16 protein-coding genes are annotated in these 15,249 nt (G+C 66.9%); 10 read left to right on the top strand and 6 right to left on the bottom strand.

What is annotated here, in order from left to right; translation table 11 throughout:
• On the bottom strand, nucleotides 1-1,414 hold a 1,414-nt coding region (locus ASD82_RS11045), incomplete at its 3' end, for a M4 family metallopeptidase (RefSeq protein WP_056717891.1).
• Between the two features lie 502 nt (nucleotides 1,415-1,916).
• Nucleotides 1,917-2,474 carry a putative Fe-S cluster assembly protein SufT gene (gene sufT / locus ASD82_RS11040; RefSeq protein ID WP_056717890.1) on the bottom strand — a complete coding sequence of 186 codons (558 nt, stop codon included), beginning with the start codon at nucleotides 2,472-2,474 and terminating at the stop codon, nucleotides 1,917-1,919.
• Nucleotides 2,475-2,676: 202 nt separating this feature from the next.
• Between sufT and ASD82_RS11035 the strand changes: the two genes are divergently transcribed.
• The gene (locus ASD82_RS11035; protein WP_056717889.1) at nucleotides 2,677-3,105 is read left to right on the top strand and encodes a hypothetical protein; all 429 of its coding nucleotides are present in this window, start codon (nucleotides 2,677-2,679) and stop codon (nucleotides 3,103-3,105) included.
• Between the two features lie 24 nt (nucleotides 3,106-3,129).
• Here ASD82_RS11035 and ASD82_RS11030 read toward each other — a convergent pair whose 3' ends face one another.
• Entirely contained in the window at nucleotides 3,130-4,587 is a 1,458-nt protein-coding gene (locus ASD82_RS11030; RefSeq protein WP_056717888.1) for an NAD(P)(+) transhydrogenase (Re/Si-specific) subunit beta, read from the bottom strand.
• Entirely contained in the window at nucleotides 4,587-4,892 is a 306-nt protein-coding gene (locus ASD82_RS11025) for an NAD(P) transhydrogenase subunit alpha (RefSeq protein WP_056717887.1), read from the bottom strand. Before ASD82_RS11025 ends, ASD82_RS11030 begins: the two co-directional genes overlap by 1 nt.
• A gap of 138 nt (nucleotides 4,893-5,030) precedes the next feature.
• Here ASD82_RS11025 and ASD82_RS11020 point away from each other — a divergent pair, with 138 nt between their 5' ends.
• The 3 genes from ASD82_RS11020 to ASD82_RS11010 are packed head-to-tail and all read left to right on the top strand — an operon-like array spanning nucleotide 5,031 to nucleotide 6,613.
• The gene (locus ASD82_RS11020) at nucleotides 5,031-5,615 is read left to right on the top strand and encodes an RNA polymerase sigma factor (protein WP_056717886.1); all 585 of its coding nucleotides are present in this window, start codon (nucleotides 5,031-5,033) and stop codon (nucleotides 5,613-5,615) included.
• The gene (locus ASD82_RS11015) at nucleotides 5,612-6,037 is read left to right on the top strand and encodes a hypothetical protein (RefSeq protein ID WP_056717885.1); all 426 of its coding nucleotides are present in this window, start codon (nucleotides 5,612-5,614) and stop codon (nucleotides 6,035-6,037) included. Before ASD82_RS11020 ends, ASD82_RS11015 begins: the two co-directional genes overlap by 4 nt.
• A 3-nt stretch (nucleotides 6,038-6,040) precedes the next feature.
• On the top strand, nucleotides 6,041-6,613 hold the full coding sequence (locus tag ASD82_RS11010; protein WP_056717884.1) for a DUF3106 domain-containing protein: 573 nt from the start codon (nucleotides 6,041-6,043) through the stop codon (nucleotides 6,611-6,613).
• Between the two features lie 7 nt (nucleotides 6,614-6,620).
• Here the strand turns inward: ASD82_RS11010 and ASD82_RS11005 are convergent, their stop codons facing one another.
• Entirely contained in the window at nucleotides 6,621-7,721 is a 1,101-nt protein-coding gene (locus tag ASD82_RS11005) for an NAD(P) transhydrogenase subunit alpha (RefSeq protein WP_056717883.1), read from the bottom strand.
• Nucleotides 7,722-7,819: 98 nt separating this feature from the next.
• Nucleotides 7,820-8,581 (bottom strand): helix-turn-helix transcriptional regulator, encoded by a 762-nt coding sequence (locus tag ASD82_RS11000; protein ID WP_056717882.1) that lies wholly within the window; start codon nucleotides 8,579-8,581, stop codon nucleotides 7,820-7,822.
• A 155-nt stretch (nucleotides 8,582-8,736) separates the two neighbouring features.
• Here ASD82_RS11000 and ASD82_RS10995 point away from each other — a divergent pair, with 155 nt between their 5' ends.
• From ASD82_RS10995 to ASD82_RS10970, 6 genes are read left to right on the top strand one after another with little or no spacing between them, the layout of a single operon-like run.
• Nucleotides 8,737-9,738 carry a 3-oxoacyl-[acyl-carrier-protein] synthase III C-terminal domain-containing protein gene (locus ASD82_RS10995; RefSeq protein ID WP_235580692.1) on the top strand — a complete coding sequence of 334 codons (1,002 nt, stop codon included), beginning with the start codon at nucleotides 8,737-8,739 and terminating at the stop codon, nucleotides 9,736-9,738.
• Nucleotides 9,739-9,741: 3 nt separating this feature from the next.
• Nucleotides 9,742-10,737 (top strand): NAD-dependent epimerase/dehydratase family protein, encoded by a 996-nt coding sequence (locus ASD82_RS10990; RefSeq protein WP_056717880.1) that lies wholly within the window; start codon nucleotides 9,742-9,744, stop codon nucleotides 10,735-10,737.
• Nucleotides 10,724-11,551, top strand: coding sequence for an MBL fold metallo-hydrolase (locus ASD82_RS10985; RefSeq protein WP_235580691.1), 828 nt, complete (start codon nucleotides 10,724-10,726; stop codon nucleotides 11,549-11,551). The genes ASD82_RS10990 and ASD82_RS10985 overlap by 14 nt, the downstream gene beginning before the upstream one ends.
• On the top strand, nucleotides 11,548-12,876 hold the full coding sequence (locus ASD82_RS10980; RefSeq protein WP_157599246.1) for a F390 synthetase-related protein: 1,329 nt from the start codon (nucleotides 11,548-11,550) through the stop codon (nucleotides 12,874-12,876). Before ASD82_RS10985 ends, ASD82_RS10980 begins: the two co-directional genes overlap by 4 nt.
• Nucleotides 12,869-14,026 (top strand): hypothetical protein, encoded by a 1,158-nt coding sequence (locus tag ASD82_RS10975; protein ID WP_056717877.1) that lies wholly within the window; start codon nucleotides 12,869-12,871, stop codon nucleotides 14,024-14,026. The genes ASD82_RS10980 and ASD82_RS10975 overlap by 8 nt, the downstream gene beginning before the upstream one ends.
• Nucleotides 14,023-15,138: a hypothetical protein gene (locus tag ASD82_RS10970; protein WP_056717876.1), complete on the top strand. Its 1,116-nt coding sequence runs from the start codon at nucleotides 14,023-14,025 to the stop codon at nucleotides 15,136-15,138. The genes ASD82_RS10975 and ASD82_RS10970 overlap by 4 nt, the downstream gene beginning before the upstream one ends.
• The last annotated feature ends 111 nt before the right edge of the window (nucleotides 15,139-15,249 follow it).

Below are 15,249 nucleotides of genomic sequence, written 5' to 3'. Positions count from 1 at the left end.
CGCAGGCGCCGGAGTTGAAGGTGGAGGTGGCCGTCCAGTACGACTTGTTGGCCAGCGCGAACGCCTGGAACGCTTTCTTCACGTCCCAGCCCGAGGTCTTGGCCAGCAGGCAGAACGCCTTGTTGTACACGCCGCTGGAGTAATGCACGTCGAGGCCGGAGGTGTAGTCGGCCGCGTTGTCGATCGAGCCGCCATCCTGCGGCGGGTTGCACATGTAGCGCAGCGCGTCACCGATGCCGGCACTGGTCTTGACGATGTCCGCGCCGACCAGGAAGTCGGCCGCGCCGCGGTCGTAGAACTCGGCCGCTTCGCCGGCGATGTCCGAGTACGCCTCGTTCATGCCGCCGGACTGGCCGCTGTATTCCAGGCCGGAGTTCTGCTCGGTGTAGCCATGGCTGATTTCGTGGCTGGTCACGTCCAGCGACACCAGCGGGTAGAACGTGCTGGCGCCATCGCCGAAGTACATCGCGCTACCGTCCCAGAACGCGTTCTCGTAGTTGCTGAGGTAGTGCACCTTCATCACCAGTTGCATGTTCAGCGGCGGCGCACCGGTATACGAGTTGTACATGTCATGCACCACGCCACCGAAGTGATGCGCGTCGTTGACCGGCGAATAGGCGCCGTTGATCGCATCGGTGTCGCTGTTGGGACAGGTGAAGCTGACCACCGAACCGCCACTGCTGCCGTGGTTGAGGTTGTAGGTCTTCACGTTGGTGTTCTGCAGCGTGCAGGTGCTGCCGGACTGGGTCACGTCGAGCGCGGCGTAATCGGTGCCGTAGATGTATTTGCCGGTCTTCTGGTTGCCGCCCGGGCCGGTGGCCGAGGCATCGGTCAGGCCGTTCCAGCTCTTGACCACTTCACCGGTGTTGGCGTCGATGATCGCGGTCGGACGCGACGGGTGCGCGCCGCCGACAAAGTACGACACGCGGTAGACCAGACGAGCGGAACCGTTGTCCTGCGGATACACGAACAGGTCGGTCTTCTGATTGCTGATCGTGGTGCCACCGACCAGGCGGGTGTGTGCATGTGCCTTGAGCGCGGAGATCGCGCGGGCAGCGCTGAGCTTGGGCAGCACCGAGGTCAGCCCCAGCGAGGCACCCTGCATCAGTTCGCCGCTCGCACGAAGCGCGTTGCCCTGCGCATCCTGCACCACGGCGATGCTGCGGCCGTAGACCGGCACGCCGCGATACATCTGCTGCTGGCGCACGACCTTGTGACCGTTGGCGATGCTGACGGCGCTGCGCGGTGCCAGCGACATGTCCTGACCGAGGTTGAGCTTGGTTGCCAGCGTGCTGGTGGGCACCGCTCCCAGATTCTGCGCATGCAGGGTCTTGGTGGTGGCAGCGGTGGCGACCGAGGCGGTAGCCATGCCGATCGCGGCGACCAGCAATTTCAGGCGGTAGTGATTGGGCATTGAATGAACTCCTAGACAATGACGGGGACAGGCGAGCCCGATGCGGCCACGCGGCCCCATGCAAGATTTGCCGTGCGAGGCACGACCCCTTCTTCAATTTCTGTCTAGCGATCCCAAACTACATCCGTATCGCCTGCCCTCCCCCTGACATTCCATTGTGCAGGCAGTGCGGGGATGCGTAACTGCAAGACGGCGATCACGCCGCCAAAGGACCATCCGTCAACCTCCCCGAAGACGGATCGCTTTACCATAGGCTTCGAATCAAGCCGGAACAACCCGACTTTTTCCTACTTGGAGTGACCGATATCACAGAGTCGGCAGTCATCGCGGACGCAGGCAAAAAGCGCGAATTCATCGTGAATAACGCGTGCACGAGACCACGCATCAGCAGGCTCGCCTGCATTTCACGGTGCGGTGAACGTCGATGATCGGAGCGATGGCAGAGACGATCGCGCGATGAACAACCCGTGCGCGGTTCTTCGCCGAACCGCGCTGATGAAACTCAGAGCATGCCGGTTTCGAGTTTCGCCGCGTCGGACATCATCGAGTGCGACCACGGCGGATCGAACACCAGGTCCACCTCGGCCTCGCTGATCGTGGGAATCATCTCCAGCTTGGTGCGCGCATCGTCGACCAGGATGTCGCCCATGCCGCAACCGGGAGCCGTCAGCGTGAGTTTCACGTAGACCTTGCGCTCGCCGGATGCGATCTGTTCCAGGCTCAGGTCGTAGACCAGCCCCAGCTCGACCACGTTCACCGGGATTTCCGGATCGAACACGGTACGCAACTGCTCCCAGGCGAGCTTCTCCACATCCTCGTTGGTGGCGTTCGCCGGCACCTGGATGGGTTCGGGCCGCGGCTTGCCCAGCGCGTCGGCGTCGTCGCCGGCAATGCGGAACAGATTGCCTTCCACGTAGACGGTGAAGCTGCCACCCAGCGCCTGGGTGATGTAGCCGATCTGGCCCGCGGGAAGCGTCACCTGCTCGCCCTGCGGCACCATCACGGCATTGCAGTCGCGCACCAGGGTGAACGGTTCGCTGCTCAGACTGAAACCACTCATGCCAACGCCAATCCTGTCTCGATGGGCGCGCACGTGCGTCGAACCCGGGTTGCCTATTATGCCGGCCGCCGCGTGCGGCCGCTTGTCCCAGATCAGGCCTCGGCGGCCGAACTCAAGGGCCCGCGGCCCGGCGGCACGCTATGATGGCCGCTTTGCCCGATGGACGACGCATGCTTCCCGCCCTACTGAACCGGCACCACCGATGAGCACGCGCGCCGTCTTGCTGTATGCCTTTTCGCTGTTCAGCGCCGCCATGCTGGGCCTGGCCGGCGGCGCGGTATGGATGGTCGTCTCGATGTATCTGCGCCACTCCGCGCCATGGCTGGCCCTGCCCATCGGCGCCCTGCTGGCGTTGACCATCCGCACCTGCGTGCGCCCGGCCGGCACCGGCGCGGCGCTGATGGCCGTCGCCGCCACCCTGCTGGCCACGTTCTACGTGAACGTGCTGATCGCCGGCGTGCTGATCGCGGGCAACATGGGGCTGGGGCTGATCGAGGCGATGCGCACCGCCGGTGTCGGCATGCTGTGGCAACTGGCTCGCATGGCCTTGTCACCCGCCGACTTCGCCTGGACCGGCCTGGGCATGCTGATGGCAGCATGGCTGGCCTGGTGGCGACGTTGCCGGGGCTGAGCGCAGCAGCGCCCGGACTGCTCCTCAGCCGTCCACGTCCTTCAGCGCCGTCACCAGTTCGCCCACTGCCGCCTGGCCGTCGCCATACAGCATGCGGGTGTTGTCGGCGTAGAACAGGGCGTTCTCGATGCCGGCAAAACCGGTGCCCCTGCCCCGCTTGATCACGATCACCTGCTTCGCGTTGCTCACGTCGAGAATCGGCATGCCGTAGATCGGCGAGGCCGGGTCGGTCTTGGCCAGCGGGTTGACCACGTCGTTGGCGCCGATCACCAGCGCCACGTCGGTGGTGGCGAACTCGGGATTGATGTCGTCCATGTCGGCGATCAGGTCGTACGGCACGCCGGCCTCGGCCAGCAGCACGTTCATGTGGCCGGGCATGCGGCCGGCCACCGGATGGATCGCGAACTTCACCTTCACCCCGCGCTTGATCAGCAACTGGGCGAACTCCCACACCTTATGCTGCGCCTGCGCCACGGCCAGGCCGTAGCCGGGCACGATCACGACGCGTTCGGCGTAGGCCATCATCACCGCCGCGTCGGCGCCGTCGATGGGTTTCTGCGCACCGGTGATCGCCTGCGCCTCGCCGCCGGCGGCGCCGAAGCTGCCGAACAGCACGTTGCCGATCGAGCGGTTCATCGCTTTGGCCATCAGCTGGGTCAGCAAGGTGCCGGCGGCGCCGACCACCATGCCGGCGATGATCATCGCCTCGTTGCCCAGCACGAAACCCTCGAACGACACCGCCAGGCCGGTGAACGCGTTGTACAGCGAGATCACCACCGGCATGTCGGCGCCGCCGATCGGCAGCGTCATCATCAGGCCGAACAGCAGCGCCAGGGCGAAGAACACCAGGATCAGCGGCAGGCTGGCCTGACCCAGCACCAGCATGAAACCGGTAACGACGGCGGCGGCCAGCAGCAGCATGTTCACCGCGCGCTGGCCGGCGAACACGAAGCGCCTGTCCATCCAGCCCTGCAACTTGGCGAACGCCACCAGCGAGCCGGAAAAACTCACCGCGCCGATCAGCGCGCCGAGCACGCCCAAGGTCAGTTCGACCGGCGAGAGTGCCGGCGGCAACGCATTCACCGCCCACGCCTCCGGACGCAGCGGCGAGGTGTCCGGCACCGCATGCAGCATGCCCAGACCGCGCGCGTAGCCGATCAGCTCGACCGCGCCGATCGCCGCTGCCGCGCCGCCGCCCATGCCGTTGTACAGCGCCACCATCTGCGGCATCGCGGTCATCGCCACGCGGCGACCGGTCCACCAGGCGGCGCTCACGCCGATCAGCACCGCGGCGACGATCAGCCCCCGGTTGTGCATGTCGGGCAGGAAGAACGTGGCCAGCACCGCCAGCAACATGCCGTAGCCGGCCCAGACGATGCCGCCGCGCGCGGTGCGCGGCGAGCTCATGCGTTTCAGGCCCAGGATGAACAGCAGCGCGGCGATGAAATAGCAGGCCTTGATGACGGTGGGCAGCCAGTTCATCACTTGGCCTCCTTGCCGGTGCCCGGCTTGCTGGACTTGAACATCTCCAGCATCCGCTCGGTCACCACGTAGCCGCCGGCGGCGTTGCCGGCGCCCAGCAGCACGCCGATGAAGCCGATGGCGATCTCGAACGGCGTGTCGGCCCGGCCTAGCGCGATCATGGCGCCAACCAGCACAATGCCGTGCACGAAGTTCGAACCGGACATCAGCGGCGTATGCAGGATCACCGGCACCCGCGCGATGATTTCATAACCGGTAAACGCGGCCAGCATGAAGATGTACAGCGCCAGGAACCCGTCGATCATGACCCCACCCCGTCGGAACACCGTTGAGCCTGCATCATACGGGTGCCGGTCAACCCGTGCGAGCCTGCCGCGTTGAACTCCGGGAGCACACCGCCGGAGCCCGCAGATGATCCAATCGAAGACGGGGACGCGGTCGCCGTGAACAGCGCGATCGGCACCCTCGACGCGGATCTGCTGAACGAGGTCCGCGAAACACCCGCCACCCTGGATGCGTTCCTGGCCCAGGTCGAACGGCGTGCGTTCCGCATGGCCGAACTGCAGCTGCGCCATCGCGAGGACGCGATGGACGCGGTGCAGGACGCCATGCTGCGGCTGGTCAGGCACTACCGCGACAAGCCCGCGACGGAATGGGCGCCGCTGTTCTGGGGCATCCTGCGCCGGCGCGTGGTGGACCTGCAGCGGCGCCGCAAGGTGCGCTCGATCGTGGTCGGCTGGCTGGGCGGCGGCCACGATGGCGACGGCGACGAACTGCCCGTGTGGGAGCCGGCCGATCCCGGCCAGGACCCGCTGGGCCGGCTGCACGACGTGCAGTCGTACGCCGACCTGGCCGCCGCGGTGCGGCAACTGCCGCAACGCCAGCGCGAAGCTTTCATATTGCGCATGCTGGAGGGACTCGACGTGGCCGAAACCGCCCGTGCCATGGGCTGCTCCGAAGGCAGCGTGAAAACCCATCTGTCGCGCGCCATGCATCATTTGCGCGACCAACTGGAGGACTGGCGATGACGTCGCTGGACAAAGACAGGCTGGACGACAACCGGCCCGGCGAAAACCGGCCCGGCGAAAACCTGGAGCAGCGTGCACGCGGGCTCTGGCACGAGGCCGCGCAGCGCATCGACCCGGTGACCGCCGGGCGGCTGCGTGCGGTCCGGCGCGAGGCGCTGCAGGCACCGGCCGCATCGGCGCAGCGCACGGTCCGCTGGCTGATCCCCTCGGGCGCGTTCGCCGTGATCGCGCTGGCAGCGCTGATGGTGTGGCAGCCACTGCCGCGGCAACACACCCAGGCGGCCATCCATCCGGCGAACACCCTCGACGATGCCGACGCGGATCTGCCGCCGGATGCCGACAAGACCGACCCCAACCTCTACCAGAACCTGGAGTTCTACGACTGGTTGGCCAGCACCGACAGCCCGTCCACGAAACGCTGAGCCATGAATCGAATCCTTCGCCCGATCCTGCCCCTGCTGCTCGCCACCCTGCTCGGCGGCGTGGCGGTGGCGCCACTGCACGCACAGGACGCGCCACCGCCGTCGCGGGACGAAGCCGCGCCGCCGGTGCGTCCGTGGAGCAGCCTCGACCCGGCCCAGCGCGAAGTGCTGGCGCCGCTGAAAAATGACTGGGACGGCATGTCGCCGCGCAAGCAGGCGCGGATGCTTCATCGGGCCGAACGCTGGGTCACCCTGCCGCCGGAAAAGCGCGAAGAAGTCCGCCAGCACATCGCCCGCTGGCAACAGATGACCCCCGCCGAGCGCAAGCAGGCGCGCGAGAACATGCGCAAGTTCCACCAGATGCCCGAGCAGCAGCGCGAGCAGCTGCACACCACCTTCGAACGCTTCCAGAAACTGCCGCCGGCGCAGCGCGAGGAATTGCTTCGACGCTGGCGGCAGCTGCCACCGGACCAGCGCCGCTGGCACGGCCCGCATGGCGGACACGACCGTCCACCTCCGCCGTCATCCGGCAACCAGCCGCCCCCGTCGCCACCCGGCCAGAACGGCCAGAGCTGAGTCGCGCTCAGCCGGCGAAGCGCGTCTCGCCGGCGTGGCTCAGGCAGCTTTTCGCCACCAGTTCGTCGTCGAAGTCCGGTTTCAGCGCAGCTTCGTGCACCAGCAGCTCGACGAAGTTGAACACGTTGCGGGCGTACATTTCCGAGGCATGCAGCGGCGCACCCGCCGGCAGGTTCAGCGGCCCCAGGATCACCACGCCGCCATGTTCGACCCGCTCGCCCGGCCGGGTCAGCTCGCAATTGCCGCCACCCTCGGCGGCAAGATCCACGATCAGCGCCCCCGGCTTCATGCCCTCGACCATCGCCGTGGTGAGGATCTTCGGCGCCGGCCGTCCCGGCACCGCCGCCGTGCTGACCACCACATCGAACACCTTCAGGTGATCGGCCAGCGCCTGCTGCTGCGCCGCGCGTTCCTCGGCGGACAGTTCCCGCGCGTAACCACCGCTGCCGGCCGCACTGACGCCCAGGTCGAGGAACTTCGCACCCAGCGATTCGACCTGCTCGCGCGTTTCCGGGCGCACGTCATAGCCCTCGATCTGCGCGCCCAGCCGCCGCGCGGTGGCGATCGCCTGCAGGCCGGCCACGCCGGCACCGATCACCAGCACCCTGGACGGCCGGATGGTGCCGGCCGCCGTGGTCAGCATCGGGAAGAATTTCGGCGAAGCCTCGGCGGCGATCAGCATCGCGCGGTAGCCGGCCACCGCCGCCTGCGAACTCAGCACGTCCATCGCCTGGGCCCGGGTCGTGCGCGGCAGCAACTCCAGCGAGAACGCGGTGAGCTTGCGCGCATTCAACGCCGCGATCCGCCCGGCCGCACCGTAGGGACGCAACTGGCCGACCACCACGCTGCCCTCGCGCATCCCGGCAAACACCACGTCGTCCGGCGGCAGCACGCAGGCCAGCAGGTCAGCCTGCGCCAGCACCGCGGCAGCGTCGGCAAAATCGACATCGACGTAGCTGGTGTCGGGAAAGCCCGCGGCGCGCCCGGCGTCATGCTCCAGCAGCACGCGCAAGCCCTTGCCCCGCAGCTTTTTCGCTATCTCGGGCGTGATCGCCACGCGCCGCTCTCCGGCAGCGGTTTCACGCAAGGCAGCAATGGTGATCGGCATGGTCAATCCCCTTTGGACAGTCCAAGCATCTTAGAGCCTGTTCGCGATCTTCGCGCGAGGCGTCCCGGAAGTGGGCCCGAATGGCGGCACACAAGCCGTCACCCCGATCGGGGTGGCATATCCGCGCTTGATCGCCGCAGCAGGGTGAACTCGGAAAACTCCCACTTGCGCAGCGCAATCACCGCACTGCAACCGTCGCGGGTATCCAGCGGCAACCGGGCATCGTGGCGTGCGAGTTGCTCGAACTCCTCGACGAGATGCGCAACGGCCACCTTCATGCGCGCACGCGAGGCCTCGGACAAAGTGCCACCGACAAAATGGAAGGCATCGCCCGGTCCGTCGAACGCGCCCCCGAAGAACTCGGGCAAGACGCGGGACAGGAAAAAACCCTGCACCGGGCCATCCTTGCGCCAGGCGAAATTCCGGGCGGTCAGTTTCCTGATCCGTCGCGGTGGCCGGTATTCGATGATGTGCAGCTTGTCCAGCTTCAGCAGCAGCGAGATCAATTCGTTCTCGTCGATGCGAAAAGTGGACATCATCTCGCCGAAGCGCCAGTCGTTCACGATCAAATAGGTGACCAGCAGCAGTTTGGCATCGGCGACAAGCGCGTTCTCCTGCTTCTTGCTGAGCTCCGTCAGCGCGCTGGTGAGCGGGCGGTCGTTGCGGATCAGGTCCTCGACGGTGACGCCGAGAACCTCGCAAATGCGATCCAGCCGCCGCAACGAGAAGTTGCCCTGGCCCAGATCGCGCTTGACGGTCGGCTCGCTCAGGCCGAGCAGATCGGCGAGGTCGCGGTAAGTCATGCCACGCTCTCGGAGAATGGCTCGAATCGCGTGCACCACGGCGGTGGAACCGGCCACGTCATTCTCCTGTCGATACCATCGTCATCAAGAGTATCAAGATATGATGCTGGCGGGATTGTGGGGTGCGTGTCTGGCATGCCGGTTTGCACATCGCTTGCCAGGCCATGCACGCTCCATGCAACGGTTTCACTCCGAGGTCAGGCATCGTGCGCATCCACCCGCTATCGCTCCGCATTCTTGGTACCGGCGAGCATCTTCCCGCCACATGCGTCGAATCGCTTGAGCTGGATGAACGCTTGAAGAAGGCGCCGGGCTGGACCCTGAAACACGCCGGCATCGAACGGCGCTACTACGCCGGGGATGCCGAAACGACTTCATCGATGGGAGCCATGGCCGCACGTTCCGCGCTCGCAGCCGCCGGCATGGAAGCGCAACAGCTCGACTGCATCGTCTCGGCATGCAGCGTGATGGAACAGGCCATCCCGTGTACCGGCACCCTGATCCAGCGCCAGCTCGGCCTGGAGGAAAGCGGCATTCCCGCCTTCGACATCAACGCCACCTGCCTGAGCTTCATCGCGGCGCTCGACCTGTTGAGCACCGCGATTGCGGTGGGCCGATATCGACGCGTGCTCGTGGTATCCAGCGAAATTGCGTCGGCAGGCTTGCGCCTGGATGACGCGGAGACAGTCATGCTTTTCGGCGATGGCGCGGCTGCGGTGGTGCTCGGCAGTGCGGATGGCGCGGACGGCGCCGAGCTGCTCGGCACGCACTTTGAGACCTATTCCGCCGGAGCCGACCTGTGCCAGGTGCGATCCGGCGGAACGCGGGTGCGGCCGCGCCACGACATGGCCGAATTCCTTCGCGGTGCCTGTTTCGAGATGCAGGGGCGCGCGACCTACCGGATGGCCGCACAGCGGCTGCCGCGGTTCCTCGACCGGCTGTTCGATCGCGCGCAGGTGGGGCTCGCCCAACTCGGCTGCATCATTCCACATCAGGCCAGCGCCAAGGGGCTCGCTCATCTGGAAGCCGCGTTGAAGCTTCCCTCGGAAATGCTGGTGAAGGTGCTGGCCACGCGTGGCAACCAGATGGCGGCATCGATTCCGGTGGCGCTGCATCACGCGATCACATCCGGAAGGCTGCGGCGAGGCGACCTGACGGCACTGGTGGGCTCGGGCGCGGGGCTCTCATTCGGCGGCGCGATCCTGAGGTATTGAACCATGGCGCGTGTGCTGGTCACCGGAGCTTCGGGATTCATCGGTTCGCATGTGGCGCGGCAGCTGCATGCCATCGGGCACGAGGTGATTGCCAGCGGCCGCGATGCCTCGCGGCTGGCGCCGCTGTCTGCCGCCGGTCTGCGCACGCACATCGGCGATCTTTCCACCGATGCCCTGCCGACGCTGATCGACGGTGCCGACACGGTCGTCCATTGCGCGGCGCTGTCCTCGCCGTGGGGAAAGCGCGAACGGTTCCTGGCGGCAAACGTGTTCGCCACCGAGCGGCTGCTCGACGCCTCGCTTCAATCCGGCGTGCGGCGCTTCGTGCATTTCTCGTCACCCAGCATCTACTTCCGCCTCGGCGATCAGCTGAACACGCCCGAAGCGTTTGAGCCGCCGCGCCGGTGGATCAACGCCTACGCGGAAAGCAAATGGTTGGGCGAGCTGTGCGTGCGCAAGGCGGCGGCTGCCGGATTGCCAGCGGTCATCCTGCGGCCCCGGGCGGTGTTCGGCGAAGGCGACCGGGCGATCTTTCCCCGACTGCTGGCGCTGGCCGAGCGAGGATGGTTTCCGCGTATCGGCGATGGCCACGCTCGCATCGACGTGACCTGCGTGGCCAACGTGGTCGCCGCGGTGGAAGCATGCTTGCGGCCCGGTGCGCCGACCGATGGCCGCGCCTTCAACATCACCAACGGAGAACCGATGTCGGTGAACGCCTTGCTGGAGCAGCTTTTCGCGGCGCTCGACCTGAAGGTCAGGATGATCCCGTTGCCGCGTCCGCTGGCGCTGGCCCTCGGCGCACTGGCGGAGAAGGTCGCCAACCTGCGGCCCGGCCAGCCTGAACCTCGCCTCAGTCGTTACGGCGTCGGCGTGCTGGGTTTCTCGCAGGTCCTGGACATCTCCGCGGCACGCCGACAGCTCGGCTACGCGCCATCGGTCAGCGTGGCCGATGGCATCGATCAGTTTGCGCGCTGGTGGAAATCCCGTGCCCGGCATTGAATGGCGCGCGTACGAGGCAGGCCACTGCACGCATCCCGAATGCGCGACGCGGCAAGGCGCGCCGTTTGCATCGATCCGTTATCCGGCGCATGCATTCGCGCTGCGCCACCCGCAGCAGGGCTGGATCGTGTTCGACACGGGCTACTCGGAGCATTTCATGGACGCCACCCGGCACCTGCCGGAACGGCTGTACCGCGCGGTGACCCCGGTGCATCTGGCCGCCGGCGAATCGCTGTGCGCGCAGCTCGGGCGCGATGGCGTGGCCGCGGGCGACATCGGCCGCGTGGTGATCTCGCATCTGCACGGCGACCATGTCGGCGGGCTGCATGATTTCCCGGGCGCGGCGCTCAGTTGCTCGCGCGCGGCCTGGGAAGACATGCGCGCGCGCAGCCGACTGGGATCGCTCAAGCACGGACTGCTGCCACGGCTGCTGCCCGACGACTTCCTCGATCGCGTCCACTGGATCGAGGATGCGCCGCGGCGACAGCTTCCGCCCGCGCTTGCCGACTTCGGCACCGGTCATGACCTGCTCGGCGATGGCAGTCTGCTGGCCATCGCGCTGCCCGGTCATGCAGCCGGTCATTACGGCCTGCTGTTCGACGATCCGCACGGCACGTCGACCTTCCTGGTGGCTGATGCCGCATGGTCGTCGCAGGCCATCCGGGAAGGCGTGCCACCGCCGGCGCTGGTCACCGCGTGGCTCGGCGACACGCAGGCCTATCGCGATACCTTGCAGCGACTGCATCAGCTGAACAAGGCGGCACCGGCGATCCGTCTGCTGCCGTCCCACTGCAGCGAGTGGCGCGCACGATGAGCCGCCTGTTCGATGCGATCGTGCTGCTCTGGAACCATGCGGCGGCCAGGCGCCTGCAGCGGCTTCGCCGTCGTGCCGATGTCGTGGCACACCAGCAGCGACAATGGCGCCGCCTGCGCAAGCAGGTGTTTGCGCGATCGCCTTTTTACGCCGCCTGCTGCCACCAGGATTTCGGCGATCTGCCGGTGATCGACAAGCGCGTCTGGATGAGCCGCTTCGATCACATCAACACCGCGGGCATCACACTGGCGCAGGCGCTTGCGGTGGCGGCGGAAGCGGAGCGGACGCGCGACTTCAGTCCGATGCTGAACGACGTCGCCATCGGCATGTCGACCGGAACATCCGGCGCACGCGGAGTATTCATGGCCAGCCGCTCCGAGCGCCTGCGCTGGGCCGGCACCCTGCTGGCCAAGATGCTGCCCGACGGCATTTTTGCGCCAGCGCGCGTGGCCCTGCTGCTGCGTGCCGGCAGCAACCTGTACGACACGCTCTCCGGCGGCCTGCGGCTGCAGTTCCGGTACGTCGATCTGGCTATGCCGTTCGACGACGTGCTCGCCCGGCTGGATGCGTTCAAGCCGACGATCCTGGTCGGGCCACCGAGCGTGTTGGCGCTGGCGGCCGATGCGGTGCTGGCCGGCACGCTCCGCCTGGCACCGAGCCGCGTGATCGCTGCCGCCGAAGTGCTCGATCCGGTGGATGCCGAACGGATCACCACGGCGTTCGGCGTGGGCATCGAGCAGATCTACCAGGCCACCGAGGGCTTCCTCGGCCATACCTGCCGACACGGCAGCGTGCATCTCAACGAGGATTGTCTGATCGTCGAACGGGACTGGATCGATCGCGCCACGCGTCGATTCGCGCCGATCATCACCGACCTGTACCGGCGTACGCAGCCGGTCATCCGTTATCGACTGAACGACGTGCTGGTCGAGCGCGAACATCCCTGCCCGTGCGGCTCGCCGTTCATCGCGATCGAGCGCATCGAAGGCCGCGAAGACGACATCGTGTGGCTGGGCAACGCGCGCGGCGCGGGCCTGGTGCCGCTGTTTCCCGACCTGCTATCGCGCACCCTGCTCAATGCCGCGCCGCACGCAGCCGATTACCTCATCGAACAACACGAGGTCGACGTGTTGCGCATTGCCGTGCAACCGGACTTGTCCGACGACCAGCGCCAGCAGGTGCGTCAGGCCATCGCCGATTGTTCCCGGCGGCTCGGCGCATGCGTTCCGCACGTATCCTTCGACATCGGCATCGAGCACTCGGCAACGCGCAAATGCCGCCGGGTTCGCCGCCTGTTCAAGCTCGGCGAGGCCTCGCATGCCTAACGTACTCATTCTCGGCGGCCGCGCCCCGGTGGCGCTTGATCACGCCCGGCGCTTTGCCCACCAAGGCTGGACGGTGACGATCGGCGACAGCGTTGCGTGCCGAATTTCCGGATGGTCGCGTGCGGCGACCCGCACGGTGGCGCTGCCATCGGCGCGCTTTGCGCCGCGCGCCTATGTCGAGGCGCTCTGCCGGATCATCCGCGACCACCGCATCGACTTGGTGGTGCCCACCTGCGAGGAGGCGTTCTTTCTCTCCCGCTATCGCTCCGCGTTGCCGGCGACGGTGCGCGTCGTGGTCGACGCCTTCGAAACCATGCGACTGCTGCACAGCAAATGGCATTTCCTGGAAGCCGCCCAGGGCTGCGGCGCCACGGTTCCCGAAAGCGCGTGCGTCGACACACTCGAGCAGGCGCGACACTGGGCGGGCGCCGACGCCGTGGTGCTGAAGCCCGAATACTCGCGCTTCGGCGTCCATGTCCGGCTCCATCCCGACGGCATTCCGACACAGGCCGAACCGCTCAGGCTGGCCGGACGCTGGGTGGTGCAACGCTATTGCCACGGCCAGGAAATATGTTCGTACAGCGTGGTGGATCGCGGTCGGCTGCGCGCCCACGTCAGCTATCGGCCCAGCTATCGGCTCAAGGCCAGTTCCAGTTTCCTGTTCGAAGCGCACGAATCGCCCCGCATCCGCGAGTTCGTCGAGCGCTTCGCGAGCAAGATGAACTACACCGGACAGTTGTCTTTCGACTGGATCGAATCGGATAACGGCGAACTCCAGGTGCTCGAGTGCAATCCGCGCGCGATCAGCGGTGTTCACCTGTTCGGCCCTGACGACGCCGTGCCCGCCGCGCTGGCCGGCACGGCGGACAGCTGCGCCACCCCGTCATGCGACCAGCCGCGCATGATCGCCGCCGTGATGCTGTGTGCCGGCGGCGCCCAGGCCCTACGCACGCGACAGTTGGGTCGCTGGTGGCGGGACATGCGACGCGCCTGCGATGTCATCGTGGCACCCGGCGACGCAATGCCCCTGTTTGGCGGCGTGCTGGACCTGGCATCGTACGCGAGGATCGCCTGGCGCGACCGCTGCAGCCTGCGCCAGGCCGCCACCTGCGATACCGAGTGGGACGGCGAACGGCTGGAAGCGCCTTGAGCATCGCGCCCGAGGTTGCGATAGCCGACTTCAACCGCAGGGCTGCGGCCTTTCTGGACATCCATCGGCAGCGACCGACGCAGCCGTTCATCGCCAACGTGCGCACCGAAGTCGACGCGCTCGATGTGGGCGGCGTGTTGTTTCCCGTCACCGTCAATGATGCCGAACCGGACAATGCGTGGGTCTGCTCGCCACTGACCACGTATGCGACATACGCCGCCGAGGAAATCGCCCGACTGGGACACCCGCGGCTCACGGCCCCCCTGCAATGGATCGCCGCCGGCATGGGCGGCTGGCTTGCCCGTGCGCGGATCGACCGCGCCGTGGCGATCAACAACTGGCTGGTTTCCACCAATGCCTATCCGTCGCTGCGCGAACTGGCGCTGGATCAGGTCGTGGACGCGGCACTGGCGCGCTGGCCGACCCACGCGCTGTGGTTTCGATCGCTCAACACGGCGCACCACGGGGACTGGCTGGACGCGCTGGCGCGACGCGGCTTCACCCTGGTACCCAGCCGGCAGGTCTACCTGTTTTCCGACGTGGCGGCGCTGGCCCACCGGCACGCCGACTTCAAGCGGGATCTGGCGCTGCTGCGTCGCGCCTCACGCGAAGGCACCCTGTGCTCCCGGTTCGTCGATGAGGATTTCCGGCGGATCGCCGAGCTGTATGCCCAGCTGTATCTCGACAAATATTCCGGCCTGAATCCGCGCTACCACTGGACGCTGATCAAGGCGTGGTCGATGGCTGGCCTGCTGCAACTCAAGGGCATCCGCGATGAACAGGGCATGCTGCAAGGCGCGGTCGGCATCTTCCCCTTCGGCAATCTGTTGACCTCACCCATCGTGGGCTACAACACCGGGCTGCCGGTCAGGATCGGCCTGTACCGGATGTTGGCGGCGACGGTACTGCAACAGGCCATCGACGACGATTGCCTGGTCAACCTCAGCGCCGGCGTGGCGCATTTCAAGCGGCAACGCGGCGGCCAGCCCGCCATCGAGTACAGCGCCGTACTGACCCGGCACCTGCCCGGCCACACGCAGCGAGCGGTCCGCGCGCTCGGTGCCGTAACCCGGCATGTCGGCGTGCCCATCATGCAACGCTGCAAGCTCTAAGCCCCCGACCCGCAGCGCCGGACAGCCAGCCTTTGATCCGCTCGCGTGCGACAGAGTAAGCTGGCCCGCCGGTTACCGCAGTTCGCGCCACCCGGGGTCGCTGATGGAGAT

Origin of the sequence: Rhodanobacter sp. Root179, from assembly GCF_001428465.1 — a bacterium.
In the GTDB taxonomy this organism is placed as follows: domain Bacteria; phylum Pseudomonadota; class Gammaproteobacteria; order Xanthomonadales; family Rhodanobacteraceae; genus Rhodanobacter.
This window is presented reverse-complemented; position numbering and strand designations above follow the sequence as displayed.

Bases quoted from the DNA above. Each gene is read 5' to 3' on its own strand.
- sufT (WP_056717890.1), bottom strand. From the start codon at position 2,474: ATGAGTGGTTTCAGTCTGAGCAGCGAACCGTTCACCCTGGTGCGCGAC.
- ASD82_RS11035 (WP_056717889.1), top strand. From the start codon at position 2,677: ATGAGCACGCGCGCCGTCTTGCTGTATGCCTTTTCGCTGTTCAGCGCC.
- ASD82_RS11030 (WP_056717888.1), bottom strand. From the start codon at position 4,587: ATGAACTGGCTGCCCACCGTCATCAAGGCCTGCTATTTCATCGCCGCG.
- ASD82_RS11025 (WP_056717887.1), bottom strand. From the start codon at position 4,892: ATGATCGACGGGTTCCTGGCGCTGTACATCTTCATGCTGGCCGCGTTT.
- ASD82_RS11015 (WP_056717885.1), top strand. From the start codon at position 5,612: ATGACGTCGCTGGACAAAGACAGGCTGGACGACAACCGGCCCGGCGAA.
- ASD82_RS11010 (WP_056717884.1), top strand. From the start codon at position 6,041: ATGAATCGAATCCTTCGCCCGATCCTGCCCCTGCTGCTCGCCACCCTG.
- ASD82_RS11005 (WP_056717883.1), bottom strand. From the start codon at position 7,721: ATGCCGATCACCATTGCTGCCTTGCGTGAAACCGCTGCCGGAGAGCGG.
- ASD82_RS10990 (WP_056717880.1), top strand. From the start codon at position 9,742: ATGGCGCGTGTGCTGGTCACCGGAGCTTCGGGATTCATCGGTTCGCAT.
- ASD82_RS10980 (WP_157599246.1), top strand. From the start codon at position 11,548: ATGAGCCGCCTGTTCGATGCGATCGTGCTGCTCTGGAACCATGCGGCG.
- ASD82_RS10975 (WP_056717877.1), top strand. From the start codon at position 12,869: ATGCCTAACGTACTCATTCTCGGCGGCCGCGCCCCGGTGGCGCTTGAT.